Below are 13720 nucleotides of genomic sequence, written 5' to 3' on the forward strand. Positions count from 1 at the left end.
GATTAGTATTGATGAAGCCAAGCCCGCTGACTACTCCGTTTGGAGAGACGGCGGGCTTTTTTTGATTTCTTTCTGCGGTTCGAGGTCATCAAACAGTACATGTTAGGCAATTGGCGATATTTTATATTGAAATTGAACTGTTACAATGAAAGGGAACTTGTGTAGTCAGACACGCTGGAAGGGGTAAACCGATGAAGAGAAGAATACTTGGCAAGACGGAACTGGACGTACCTGTATTGAGCTTTGGAGCATCCTCACTCGGTTCTGTATTTCGTGACATTGACCGGGACGAAGGGATTCGCACTGTACATGCGGCCGTAGATGCGGGGATGAATTACATAGACGTTTCGCCTTACTACGGGCAGACAAAAGCGGAGTCCGTGTTGGGTGAAGCCATCCGCAGCTTGCCGCGCAATTCATATATGTTATCAACCAAAGCCGGACGGTATGGGGAAAATGAGTTTGATTTTTCACGTCAGCGGATTCTGGATAGTGTGCAAGAGAGCCTGGATCGACTGCATACAGACTATATCGACATTCTGTTCCTGCATGATATTGAATTTGTGCCAGCAGAGATTATTATCGAAGAAGCTTTTCCAACGTTGCTGCGTCTGAAAGAGCAGGGAGTTATACGACATGCGGGCATTTGTGGATTACCCTTGCCGTTGTTCGAGAAGGTTCTGCCACAGATCGATGCGGATGCGATCATCTCGTATTGTCATTATTCATTGAATGATACCTCATTATTATCGTTATTGCCCCTGTTGGAAAAAAAAGAAATTGGCCTCGTCAATGCATCGCCTCTTTCTATGGGCTTGTTGAGTACCCGAGGGGCTCCTGCCTGGCATCCGGCAGATGATCGTGTGAAACAGCTCTGCCTGAAGGCTGCCCGCTTCTGTGCAGAACAAGGAAGGGACATTGCCAAGCTGGCCGTGCAATTCTCCACGTCGAATGAACGAATTCCGACAACACTGGTGAGCAGTGCCAGCCAGCGCAATATCCTCAATAATGCATCCTGGATAGAGGAACCGATAGATCAGAGCCTGCTGGATGAAGTGCTGCGCATTCTGGCTCCATTGCATAACGAGACATGGTCAAGCGGACGACCTGAATATAATACGAAGCCAAGCAACACGGCAGCAGAAGCATCCAAGGGGGAACAACGATGAGAGCCATTGTATGTGAAGGGATAGATCAATTGAAGCTCCAGGACCTGCCTCAACCGGAACGAGCAGAAGGAGAGGCGTTGGTTGCCATTCGGCGGATTGGAATCTGTGGAACGGATCTGCATGCATACAAAGGCAACCAGCCATTCTTTACCTATCCTCGTGTTCTGGGTCATGAACTGGCGGCTGTTATTGAAGAAATCGGTCCGAACGAGGCTGGGTTACAGCCTGGGGATCAGGTAAGTATTATTCCGTATCTGCACTGCGGTCACTGTATTGCATGTCGCAATGGAAAAACCAATTGTTGTGCGTCCATGCAAGTCATGGGTGTGCACGTAGACGGAGGCATGAGAGAAAGAATCAGTGTGCCTGTCTCACATCTGCTCTCAGCAGAAGGTTTGACGCTGGATGAGACAGCAATGGTAGAACCATTAAGCATTGGAGCCCATGCCGTCAGAAGAGCAGGAATCAAGCCTGGTGAGCATGTGGTTGTGATTGGAGCTGGCCCCATTGGATTGGGTGTGATGGCATTTGCCAAACAAGCGGGAGCGCGTGTTATTGCCGTTGATCGTAATCTGGACAGGTTGGAGCTTAGCCGGATTTGGGCTGGAGCGGATGACTTGGTTCAGGCGAATGAAAATTCTGTGCAGCATGTGGCTGAAATAACGGGAGGCGACTATGCTACGGCTGTTTTTGACGCAACCGGTAATGTGAATTCCATGAATGAGGCCATTCAATATGTGGCGCATAGTGGACAACTTATTTTTGTAGGACTAGTGAAAGCAGATATTACTTTTCATGATCCTGAGTTTCACAAGCGGGAGATGAGCATCTTGGGCAGTCGAAACGCAACCCGTGAAGATTTTGAACAAGTCCTGTCGACCTTGCGCCAAAAGAAATTAAGCATGGATGGGTATATCACACACCGAGTGGAATTTAATGAGCTACCTACGGCAATAGACCAATGGCTTTTGCCAGATTCACATGTAGTCAAAGCCATCGTTGAACTATAGTAACAATTAATTATAATAACAGAAAAAAACGCTCTCTGACCTTGGTGGACAATACTGTCCATCCATAGGGGAAGAGAGCGTTTTTTGTAAGTTGAATTAAAATTACACGATAACGAAGAGGACAGAAAAAACCTGAAAAAGCGAAGCGTTCGCCTTTATCCCCGGATTTTTCCCTTGTGAAAAGGGAATAGAAAAAATCTGGGGATAACAGCGATTGGAAGGTTGTTCTGTCATCGTAGTGTCAGTGTAAATATCTTTAGTCCAACTTACATGGGCTATTATTTTTCCGGATTTGTTACAATGCCCGCATGTGGATCAATGTGACGCACAATGGACTTCAACCAGATCATCTCCAGCACATGTACCTCATAATAAAGTGCACCCGGGATCTGCCTGATCCATCCTTCAGCCATAGCAAGTTGTGTTGAGTCAGAAATGGCTTCCAGCGTTCCAGGTTCACGGCGTAGCCGTTTGCGTACAGCTTTTTCAACTTGAGAGCTTTGTGTGGTCAAAATGCATACTTTGCGTTTGGAAGAGAAGCCCCTGAACGCAATGTACACCATTTCGTAAGCAATAAGATAAGCGATTACGGAATACATCGCTTGGTCCCAGCCAAAGACAACACCAGCGGCTGTCAGTATCAACAAGTTAAGCAGCATGATTATTTTTTCGATAAGCATCCGTTTTCCGCTAAATACACGTTCAGGTGGGCGGGAAGACGGATCACCGATTTCCAGCGTATCCAGTGTCCCGCCATACCGTACGACGAGCCCAATTCCGAGTCCGAGGCATAATCCGCCAAACATGGCGGCAACCAGCGGATGCTCTACAAGTGGCGGCATGGGATGAAGCACAATGGCACCGATCGAAAAGACAACCAGACCCAGAACAGTAACCAGTACAAATTTCTTCTGCACGATCTTGTAAGACAGAAATATAAACGGAACATTGAATAAAAATAGGAACAATCCAATCCTCATTTCGGTCCAGTGGGCGAAGAGTGAGGAAATGCCTGTAATGCCTCCAATAATAATCTTATTGGGGTGTAAAAACAATTCAAGTCCTACGGAGGCCAGAATTCCGCCCGCAATAACGAGAAACAGGTTTAACCAGCGGCGGATAGACGATATCCTAGTCTTGGCGGTGTTTGGCACCGGATTAGCCGATATCAGAGGTGCTTTCATAGGTCAGCCTCCTTAGTACGGCTTTCGAGCCATTCTCCCTGGGTTAGTCACAGAAAGATCGGCGTAAGAGCCGCGAAGTACGTTAGTATGTCTGTTCTGTACAGACATAGGGATTATCCTTCTTTCTGCAGAACCTTTGGCTCTTCTTTCTTTTTCCGAGGATCTTTGAACTTGAATATTTTATCCAATAAACGGAATACATGTTTGGACTCTTTGGTTAATAAAGGACCCAGAATGGCCAGAATTAGGACATACAGCGCGGCAAATGGTTGAATCATTGGCAACAGTCCACCGGCTTTACCCATGTTGGCCAAGATGATGGAAAATTCACCCCGTGACACAATGGTTAATCCAATATTCGCCGATGCTTTGGGCGATAGTCCTGCACTGCGTCCGGCCAACATACCGGCCAGGAAGTTACCAAACAATGTAATAACAACTGCAATCAGAGCTAACCATACGGCTTCGCCACCCAGGGACAAAGGATCAATGGACAATCCAAAGCTGAAGAAGAAGATGGCTCCGAAGAAGTCACGGAACGGTAGAATCAAGTGTTCAATCCGCTTCGCGTGTTCTGTTTCAGCAAGCACCAGACCAACTAGTAACGCACCAATCGCTTCGGCAACATGAATGGTTTCAGAGAAACCAGCTACCAGGAACAAGGCTCCAAATACAACGAGAGAGAAGAGTTCATTCGATCGAATTTTAAGCAATTTGTTTAGTAGCGGTGTTGCTTTGCGTCCAAGGATAATCACGATAAGCATGAATCCGAGGGCAATAAGTGCGGACATGATGACGCCTCCGATGGAGGATGAATCACTAAGCACAAGTCCGGACAAGATCGAAATATATACAGCGAGGAACACATCTTCGAACATAATAATACCCAATATCATCTCTGTTTCCGGGTTGGCCGTTCGTTTCAAATCGACGAGTACCTTGGCCACGATGGCACTGGAAGAGATGGTAGTTATACCTGCGATAATAAGTGCTTCTGCAACTGGGAAATCGGACATAAAACCGAATATTAATCCCAGCGTAAAGTTAATGCCGATGTAGATCGAGCCGCCAACTGCAATAGAGCGACCCGATTTAATTAAACGACCTACCGAGAATTCAAGTCCAAGGTAGAAGAGAAGGAACAGAATACCGATCCGACCCATAAATTCAATAAAAGGCTGACTTTCAATAAAGCGGAAGTCCAGATGCCATATGTGCATGGCATGTGGCCCAACGGCCATTCCAATCAGAATATAAAACGGAACAACCGAAAATCTTAGTTTTGCCGATAAAAGGCCGGCTGCCGCAATGAGCACAAGGGCCAGACCTACTTCGAATATCAAATGATCCATCTATTTACCCCCTTCCAGTCAGGAGGAGGGATTTAAACAGTTTCTGTTGATTGCGTTCGCCAACGGCTACTACCGTAGATTCTGCACTGATAACTACCTCCGGACCTGGGCTGATATGTTTTTTGTGATTTTTCTCTACAACGGCGATAACCGTTGCCCCAGAGTTCTGACGTACGTCCAATTCACCGATGGATTTGCCGATACTTGCAAAGGATGGCTCGATTTTGTACCACTCGATAATCAGGTCGTCAAACGTTACTTCAATATTTTCAAGCTGCTTTGGTTTGTAAGTTAATCCGCCAACAATAGCAGCAATCTGTCGTGCTTCGTAATCGTCAAGTGTGATCATCGAGATGCTTTGATCGGGATCATCATACTCGAAGTGGTACATTTCCCGGCGACCGTCATCGTGAATAATAATGACAATTTTATCACCGCTGCTAGTTTCAATTTGAAATTTTTTGCCAATTCCCGGCAAGTCTGTTTCGCGTACATCCATGGATTGTTGCCTCCTTATAATTAGGGGCTGGCCACAGAAGACAGGCTTATTTCCCGAAAATGATTAATCTGCTGCTCAAAGGAACATCAAAAGATGCGGGTAAACAGAGCCAGAAATTCCTGACACAGCCATATGATTTGAATTTGTCGGTGTGGGTACAACAAAAATAGGTACTGTCATAACATTGGTTTATCTAACGTGTGCCAAAAGGGTTATAAGTTATGCACAAGCACACCGTCTTATAAATACAGAGGTGTCTCCATGCAAAAGCAACCTGTAATACGTCGTAACGGCTAGTGAAGAGCGTTCACGTATTTTGGTGCTATAGGGGTGAGGGATACATACATGCTGGTAAACTTAATAGGTAGCAGAAATAATCTGCGTTTAAACAGACAATACCACGGTTTAAAGGACAGACCCGTTGTAGGGATTCGCAGCATCAATACCAATGCGAGGACAAGAAAGACAGGCTTATTATGCGTAACCGCAATCAGCTTGGACATGACTTGTGGATATTTGCGAATGACAGGTTTCTGCTGGGATTCGGATATTTGCAACAGCACTTCCTTGTTGGAAGTTGCTTCTACAGATACCCCAACGGCAGATTCGGTCTGCATTGGTATAGGGAAGCACAAGGCTTGGAAAACGCACAAAATGATAATGATCGTGTAGTGGAGTATTCTAGGTTGTTGTCTCATTTTGGCTTCCCTCCTTTTCCGTGAAACATACTGTTATTAAAATAATAACACATTTTTGTCTTAACTCCAAACCTCTTCATAATATACTGAGAAATCATGACACGCTTTCCATCAATCCGCTTCGTATATCCCCATCAGCCTTGCCATATACTTTGAACAGGAAGGAAAGGAGTGATTCTTGTGGAACTGTTTGCTGTATGGACCGATGTATCGGGGCAAGAGGAAGCGGATCAATTTTATCGTTGTGTTAAGGAAAAGACCAAAGGTTTACATATAAGTAAAAGAGGATTTCGGCTCACCTTCAAACATAATGATGGAAGAGCAACCTGGGTGTGCAGAGGGAATGAGAATCACGAAGACTTCCAGCAATGGCTTCCCCGGATCAGTGATCTGCTCTCCCTTGGACTCGCCGACTTCATTATGGAGACACAAGAACGAAGCATGGTGGAGGATATGATCACCAAGGCATGTTCTGTCATGGATGAGCATGAGGTGGAGAAGGTTAATCGAATCTGCATGCCACTTCTATTAAATGGTGATTTGGATCAGCCCGGACTTCGGGAGCGCCGCCGTACTACGTTAGCCAGTGGACTACGGCAGGATCTGGAGGATGTTCACTTTTTTCACCTTGAAGGTATTATCAATTTCCGTATACGGCCATATAAGCAGGAACTTCAGGAATTAGTGGAGTATGCGCTCGATGAGTTCTGGATGGATCGGCAATATGAAGAGTTTATGGGGCTGTTAAAATATTTTGTGTTTTTTCAAGAAGCCAAAGTACCACTAATTCATCTTGTACACAAGGGAATGCATGAATTTCAGGTCCTGGATGCTGGACTTAATCTGTTACCCGTGCAAAAGGATGAACAGGTTGTTGTAGAAATGCCGGGTCTGGAACTGGAGATGGATATTGAAGATATGATTGTAAGTACACTCATCTCGATCTCTCCTGAGAAGGTCATGCTCCATACACGCACCCCGGATCTGCCAATCATCTCGACCATATGCCAGATCTTTGAAGACAAAGTGCAAATATGTCATCATTGCCCAGAATGCGAAGTGCTGCGCTCAGGATTGTTGACAGGTCTTGACGCAAGTGATCTCGGCAATTATAATAACTGTTGATCCATGAATTTTTCATGTGAACCATTGAACCAAAAGCGTTGACAAAGACAACAACCACACGCAAGATCGGTGCAGAGAGAGGAACCTAGGCTGGAATTTCCTCCGGATATCACGTATGGTTTACCCCTTTGTAGCTGCAATTTTGAAAGTGGAGTTAGAGTATCGCCTTTATTGGGGATTATCCGTCCGCGAGTAAGGATCTGCCGGGTCATGCCCGTTATCGTCATGCCAATGAGGGCTGTATTTCCGAATATGGATGAATCAGCTGAATTAGGGTGGAACCACGAGTATATATCACTCGTCCCTTTGCCGGGACGGGTGTTTTTTGCGTTCCTTTGCAAAATGACTGGAATAGCAATAGATAATCAGTCCATAAATATCTGGACACGAAGGTACATTAACAGGAGGAATGAGACAAATGGCAGTGAACATTAAATTACCGGATGGTTCGGTACGTGAGTACGCGGATGGTAGCAGCATTGAGGACGTAGCCGCTTCAATTAGCAGCGGATTGCGCAAAAATGCCGTAGCCGGCAAGCTGGATGGTATCGTAGTGGACTTGTCCACAACACTTCATGAGGGAGCATTGGTGGAGATCGTAACGCTGGATTCACCAGAAGGACTTGAAGTGATGCGTCATAGTACAGCTCACTTGATGGCTCAAGCAGTGAAACGTTTATATGGTAACAAAGAGGTACGACTCGGTATCGGCCCTGTCATTGAAGATGGTTTCTACTATGATATGGATCTCGAACATGCGCTCAATCCTGAAGATCTGCAAAAGATCGAGAAGGAAATGGAACGTATTGTGAACGAGAACTTGCCAATTGTACGTAAGGAAGTTAGCCGCGAGGACGCGATCAAAACGTTTGAAGAAGTGGGCGATCCTTACAAACTTGAGTTGATTCGTGATTTGCCAGCGGACAGCGTGATCACGATTTATGAGCAAGGTGAATTCTTCGACTTGTGTCGTGGTCCTCACGTACCATCGACAAGCAAAATCAAAGTGTTCAAACTGATGAATGTCGCGGGTGCTTACTGGCGTGGAGATAGCAAAAACAAAATGCTTCAACGTATCTATGGTACGGCTTTTGTGAAAAAAGCACAGCTGGACGAGCATTTGCACTTCCTCGAAGAAGCTAAAAAACGGGATCACCGTAAGTTGGGTAAAGAGCTGGAAATGTTCACATTCTCCCAACTGGTCGGTCAAGGCCTGCCAATCTGGTTGCCTAACGGTGCGAAGCTGCGCCGTACTCTGGAGCGTTATATTGTGGATCTGGAAGAAAGCCTGGGATACCAGCATGTATACACACCGGTTCTGGGTAACGTGGAATTGTACAAAACATCTGGACACTGGGAGCACTACCAGGAAGATATGTTCCCGAAAATGGTTATGGATAACGAGGAACTCGTTCTCCGTCCAATGAACTGTCCTCACCATATGATGGTGTACAAGTCCAGCATGCACAGCTACCGTGATCTGCCAATCCGTATTGCAGAGCTTGGCATGATGCACCGTTATGAAATGTCGGGGGCATTAACAGGTCTGCATCGTGTACGTGCCATGACACTGAACGACTCACACATTTTTGCACGCCCGGATCAGATCAAAGAAGAGTTTGCTCGTGTTATCGAGTTGATTCAAACAGTGTACAAGGATTTTGGTATCAACGAATACCGTTTCCGTCTCTCCTATCGCGATCCGAAGGATACCGAGAAATACTTCCAGAACGACGAGATGTGGGAAATGTCCCAACGCATGCTGCGTGAAGTTGTGGAAGAACTTGATCTTCCTTTCTATGAAGCTGAAGGTGAAGCGGCATTCTACGGTCCGAAGCTGGATGTGCAGATCAAAACAGCCCTGGGCAAAGAAGAGACATTGTCTACAGTTCAACTGGACTTCCTGTTGCCTGAGCGCTTTGAACTTGAATATGTGGGAGATGACGGACAGAAACATCGTCCGGTCGTTATTCACCGCGGTGTAATTAGTACAATGGAACGTTTCACAGCATTCTTGCTGGAGAACTTTGCAGGAGCTTTCCCGCTGTGGTTGTCTCCGGTTCAGGCAAAAGTGATCCCGGTATCCGGAAACTTCGACGATTATGCGCGTGAAGTCGAAGCGAAGCTGAAACGTGCGGGAATCTCTGCTGAAGCCGATCTGCGGAATGAGAAGCTTGGATATAAAATCCGTGAGGCGCAGCTTGAGAAAATGCCTTATATGTTTGTAGTTGGTGAGAATGAGCGTAATGCAGAAGCAGTATCTGTGCGGAAGCGTGGAGAAGGCGATCTGGGCATGAAACCGGTCGATGAAATTATCGCTCAATTAAAAGAAGAAATTGCAACACGTTTAGTATAAATGATCAAATGATCTATCAGATAACCAGTGCATAAGTTGCGCTGATCACTCTGCATAACGCCTGGATAACATGGGGTTGACCTATGTTATTCAGGCGTTTTTTCGTAGTGTTTGCAGTAAAAAGTATAGATTAATTGCTTTTTGGAAAACCTTTGCAGTGAGGGGGAGGTTATACAATGAAAAAGCAATTCTCAATTCAAAAGAAACATATACGGGGTTTATTGGTTGGCTGTGTGATATTCGCCGGGATGATGATTAACCTGAATCAGGCGGATGCCTATACATTTGAAGAGGAAAGTACGGTACTGCATGTCGAGAGTCAGAGCAGCGGCATTGAAGGTCCAATTATTGAAGCTTCGAGCAAGCCTATTCAGGAATTTCCAGAACAGGTCAGCCATCAATACAGTGATGAAGCCCACCTGACGACCATGGTGTATATGGCTTTATTATGGTCACCACAACCAATGGTCCTTCCAAGACCTGAACTTACAGAAAAACAAGTGGCGGACCCGTCTATGCCGGTGCTTGCTCCGCGTTCAGAACAAATCCTGGGTACACAAAAGGTTACAGCAACGGGATATACGGCAGGAGTGGAGTCTACAGGAAAAGGACCCAAACACCCGCAATACGGAATTACGTATTCTGGTGTCAAAGTACGCCGTGATAAAGAAACGGTCTCCACGATTGCAGCTGATCCAAAATTGTTCCCGATGGGTTCCATTCTGTATATTCCGGGCTATGGATACGGAATTGTTGCAGATACCGGTTCAGCGATCAAAGGCAATAAAATCGATCTGTATTTCCCGACAACCAAGCAAGTGTACAAAGAGTGGGGCAAAAAGGATGTGGAAGTACAGGTGATCAGACAAGGCGCCGGAAAGTGTACAGAGAAGATGCTCAGCGAGTTGGCCGATGCAATCGACGTGTACAAATCCGTACCGGACTCCTGGCTGGACAAGGCCATTTAATTTCACATGTGAACATGAATAACAGAAGTGCTCTCTCCACATAATACTGACTGGGGACGAACCCCGCGGTGCAGCAATGTATCGTAAATATGAAGAGAGAGGTGATTCGTTGTGGCTAAGAAATCACAAGGACAAGGGTACCAAACGCCAAACGAGAAGTACAATGCAGAGTTTGGAGAAGAGAATGCAGCAGCAAAAGTGAAGCAATCCGCTCAAAACAAAGTACAAGATAATTTCCAAACACCTGATGAAAAATACAATGCCGAGTTCGGTGTAGAAAACACAGGCCAAACTGGCCAAGGTCAAGGCAAAGCATCAAAATACAAAAAATAATTGAAGATTCATTAATCAAATGATGATTCAGCACCCTGGAGCAGCAGCTCCGGGGTGTTTTACATATGCGAAGTTTTTTACATTAATATCCTCCCATCTCAGTCTCGAGACCGAGATGAATTCCATCTGCCGCCGCTGTTCTCATTGTCTTGTCTGAGTTACACTGGATACATAATACAGACAAAGGAGACATGAGCGATGAAACGATCGACGCGTGACCGCTGGTGGGTTGGCATACCTCTTATTGCTATTGGTGCGATGATCTTGTTCAGACAATTGGGATATGACATTGATGTAGGATATATTTTCAGAACATATTGGCCGTTATTTCTAATCTGGTGGGGGGTCAAAGGAATCTCCGAGATTCGTCGCAACGGGGGTTACGCCTTTATTGGACCGGTAATTGTACTGGCGATTGGTGGTTACTTTCTTGCCCGTAACCTGGGATGGATTGATTACTCCATGGGTGAGTTCATCCGTTATCTGATCCCGGTTATGCTGATTGGCGGAGGATTGTTTGTACTGATTGGGCCACGACGTCGTGATCGGAAACATCATGACAAGATGCAGCCACCTCCAGCACCTGAGCAACCTTATAAACCGTTAGCTCCGGAGGATCTGGAGATGCCATCGTCGTTTGACGAACAGTTCGAGAAAACATTTGGCAAACCAAAACAGGAACAGAAGAACGATGCACATGGCCCTCATTTCACAGGATCAACGGATTCATCATCACAAGGGCAACAGTATAAGAAGAAACATCAATCGTATAACTCTAACGATACCGGATATGGAGAACATTATGATGATGGCTACGGAAATGGTTATGGGGATTATGGCAGTGGCAATACCATTAATAAATCGGCGTTCATCGGTGATCTGTACATGGGGCAGGAAGTATTCTCGTTGAAACCCATGAACATCTCGGCTTTTATCGGAGATACCGTAATTGATTTGACCAAAGCACAGATTCCTTATGGGGAGACGAAGATTGTCATTTCTTCATTTATTGGGGATGTGAAAGTATTTGTACCGGAAGATATGGATCTGGGTGTGACGGTGACGACAAATTCCTTCATTGGAGATATGTCACTGTTGAACCAGAAACGCGGCGGATTCCTGAGTAGTGCCCAGGCTGAAACTGCCCATTACCATGAAGCGAGCAAAAAGGTACGGATTATTGTAAGTGTGTTTATCGGAGACGTCAAAGTGAATAAGGTGGGTTAACGCATGATTCGAACAATTCTCAAGGCCAATAAATGGGAACTGATGATGTATTTTGCGCTAACTGGTCTGATTACGCTGGGCGGATTCTATCTATTGTATGGAGAGGTGTTGATGGGGGCTGGTCGTCAGCGGGCATGGACCTATGTTGCCGTTGTTGTGCTGGCCACCGTTATCACCGGATATATCGCTGCTTTACGACTTCAACGCAAGATTGACCTGCTTGATCTCAACATGTTGAAAGTGTCCAAGGGTAATCTGGCGGTGCGCATGCCTGAAGCGGATGATGCTTCGTTTGGTCGTGTCTATCAGGAGTTCAATGTTATGATGGATTCGATTGAGAAAAAGATGAGACTGCTTCAGCGCCTCGGTGAGCAGGAAGTCATTGAGAAGGAGCAAGCCTCGGAGCGGGCTGTGCTTGAAGAGCGTAAACGAATGGCAAGGGACCTCCATGACACGGTTAGCCAGCAGCTGTTTGCCATGCATATGTCGGCTTCATCCTTACCTCGTCTGCTGGAGATGAATCCTGAACATGGCGGTAAAGTACTGGACCAGTTAATCCAGATGTCACATATTGCACAGCGTCAGATGCGAGGACTTATTGCCCAACTTCGACCAGTGGAGCTGGAAGGGCGTGACCTCTCCGCAGCACTGGATAGTTGGTTTCCTGATTATTGCAGGCAGAATGGTCTTAAAGGTGTGAAAGAGCTGGAACTGGATGGCGGAATCTCGGATGCCATTGAGCACCAGCTGTTTCTTGTTATTCAGGAGGCAGTTGCCAATGTTGTGAAGCATGCAGAGGCGGGAGTGGTTAGTCTGTCCATACGGGAGAGTGAACATCAGATCAGCATGAGCATCAGCGATGATGGTCAGGGATTTTTGCAGCAAGCGGAACGTCCGGGTTCATACGGGTTATCTACTATGCGTGAACGGGCGGAGAAGCTTGGGGGGCAAGTTCAGATTATATCAAAGCCGGGAGCGGGAACGACGGTACGGGTACTGATCCCGAAATTTCCTAATGTATCTGAATGAACTAGAGGGGGAGACGGAATGAGTGGGAAAGTAAACGTAATGATTGTGGATGATCATGACATGGTACGAATGGGGTTGAAAACGTATCTGATGCTGGAAACTACTTTTCATGTGATGGGAGAAGCGGGCCATGGGCAGGATGCACTTGATCAGTTGCGTAAGTTAAATGATAGTGAAATGCCGGACCTGATCCTGATGGATCTGATGATGCCGGTAATGAATGGCGCTGAAGCAACAAAAGCCATCATGAAAGAATTTCCAGGGATGAAGATTGTGATGCTCACCAGTTTCCTGGAGGATGATCTGGTTGTGCAAGCGATTGAAGCGGGTGCGGTAAGTTATGTACTGAAGACAGTCTCTGCCGAAGAACTGATCTATGCTCTGCAAGGGGCCTATAGAGGCATGCCTGTTATGACAGGTGATGTGTCGCAGGCATTAACCCGGGGAATCAGACAACGTACAGCGAGAGAGAGTGAATCAGGTCTGACTGAACGGGAGAAGGAAGTGCTGCTGCTTATTGCAGAGGGGAAGACCAACAAAGACATTGGAGAAGAATTACATATCAGTATCAAAACCGTCAAAACACATGTGAGCAACCTGCTGATGAAATGTGAGATGGACGATCGTACACAATTGGCCATCTATGCGCATCGTCAGGGTTGGGTGAAAACGAAAGGGTAAAATGCTGTCATGACGGGGAAAAGAGTCTATTCTTACGTGCTTTTATCTCCTTTTTAATTGTTTTTAAGGTACGGTTAAGGTTTAAAGTA

13 protein-coding genes are annotated in these 13720 nt (G+C 46.0%); 9 read left to right on the plus strand and 4 right to left on the minus strand.

Annotation, left to right across the window (positions count from 1 at the left end):
- Window positions 1-191: 191 nt before the first annotated feature.
- Together MKY66_RS09025 and MKY66_RS09030 are read left to right on the plus strand one after the other, a co-directional pair.
- Window positions 192-1169 carry an aldo/keto reductase gene (locus MKY66_RS09025; RefSeq protein WP_076209186.1) on the plus strand — a complete coding sequence of 326 codons (978 nt, stop codon included), beginning with the start codon at window positions 192-194 and terminating at the stop codon, window positions 1167-1169.
- The gene (locus MKY66_RS09030; protein WP_076209185.1) at window positions 1166-2179 is read left to right on the plus strand and encodes a zinc-binding alcohol dehydrogenase family protein; all 1014 of its coding nucleotides are present in this window, start codon (window positions 1166-1168) and stop codon (window positions 2177-2179) included. The genes MKY66_RS09025 and MKY66_RS09030 overlap by 4 nt, the downstream gene beginning before the upstream one ends.
- Before the next feature lie 278 nt (window positions 2180-2457).
- On the opposite strand, the gene MKY66_RS09035 is transcribed toward MKY66_RS09030, so the two are convergent.
- The 4 genes from MKY66_RS09035 to MKY66_RS09050 all read right to left on the minus strand — a co-directional run bounded on the left by MKY66_RS09035 (window position 2458) and on the right by MKY66_RS09050 (window position 5912).
- Entirely contained in the window at window positions 2458-3363 is a 906-nt protein-coding gene (locus MKY66_RS09035) for a YitT family protein (RefSeq protein WP_076209184.1), read from the minus strand.
- A 113-nt stretch (window positions 3364-3476) separates the two neighbouring features.
- Window positions 3477-4715: a cation:proton antiporter gene (locus MKY66_RS09040; protein ID WP_076209183.1), complete on the minus strand. Its 1239-nt coding sequence runs from the start codon at window positions 4713-4715 to the stop codon at window positions 3477-3479.
- 4 nt (window positions 4716-4719) lie between these two features.
- A complete protein-coding gene (locus MKY66_RS09045) occupies window positions 4720-5214 on the minus strand; it encodes a cation:proton antiporter regulatory subunit (protein ID WP_076209182.1) in 495 nt (164 codons plus the stop codon).
- 293 nt (window positions 5215-5507) lie between these two features.
- Complete coding sequence (locus MKY66_RS09050; protein ID WP_076209181.1) at window positions 5508-5912, minus strand: hypothetical protein; 405 nt, start codon at window positions 5910-5912, stop codon at window positions 5508-5510.
- A gap of 171 nt (window positions 5913-6083) precedes the next feature.
- Between MKY66_RS09050 and MKY66_RS09055 the strand changes: the two genes are divergently transcribed.
- The 7 genes from MKY66_RS09055 (at window position 6084) to MKY66_RS09085 (ending at window position 13631) form a co-directional block, all read left to right on the plus strand.
- Complete coding sequence (locus MKY66_RS09055) at window positions 6084-7037, plus strand: putative sporulation protein YtxC (protein WP_076209180.1); 954 nt, start codon at window positions 6084-6086, stop codon at window positions 7035-7037.
- Window positions 7038-7455: 418 nt separating this feature from the next.
- Window positions 7456-9393: a threonine--tRNA ligase gene (gene thrS / locus MKY66_RS09060; protein WP_076209178.1), complete on the plus strand. Its 1938-nt coding sequence runs from the start codon at window positions 7456-7458 to the stop codon at window positions 9391-9393.
- A 176-nt stretch (window positions 9394-9569) separates the two neighbouring features.
- Window positions 9570-10361 (plus strand): 3D domain-containing protein, encoded by a 792-nt coding sequence (locus tag MKY66_RS09065; protein WP_305956033.1) that lies wholly within the window; start codon window positions 9570-9572, stop codon window positions 10359-10361.
- A 111-nt stretch (window positions 10362-10472) separates the two neighbouring features.
- Window positions 10473-10694, plus strand: a complete 222-nt coding sequence (locus MKY66_RS09070) for a hypothetical protein (RefSeq protein WP_076209177.1) — start codon at window positions 10473-10475, stop codon at window positions 10692-10694.
- 198 nt (window positions 10695-10892) lie between these two features.
- Entirely contained in the window at window positions 10893-11921 is a 1029-nt protein-coding gene (liaF, locus tag MKY66_RS09075; RefSeq protein ID WP_076209176.1) for a cell wall-active antibiotics response protein LiaF, read from the plus strand.
- Window positions 11922-11924: 3 nt separating this feature from the next.
- On the plus strand, window positions 11925-12950 hold the full coding sequence (locus MKY66_RS09080) for a sensor histidine kinase (protein WP_076209175.1): 1026 nt from the start codon (window positions 11925-11927) through the stop codon (window positions 12948-12950).
- An 18-nt stretch (window positions 12951-12968) separates the two neighbouring features.
- Window positions 12969-13631, plus strand: a complete 663-nt coding sequence (locus tag MKY66_RS09085; RefSeq protein WP_076209174.1) for a response regulator transcription factor — start codon at window positions 12969-12971, stop codon at window positions 13629-13631.
- Window positions 13632-13720: the final 89 nt, after the last annotated feature.

It is taken from the genome of Paenibacillus sp. FSL R5-0766 (assembly GCF_037971845.1).
In the GTDB taxonomy this organism is placed as follows: domain Bacteria; phylum Bacillota; class Bacilli; order Paenibacillales; family Paenibacillaceae; genus Paenibacillus.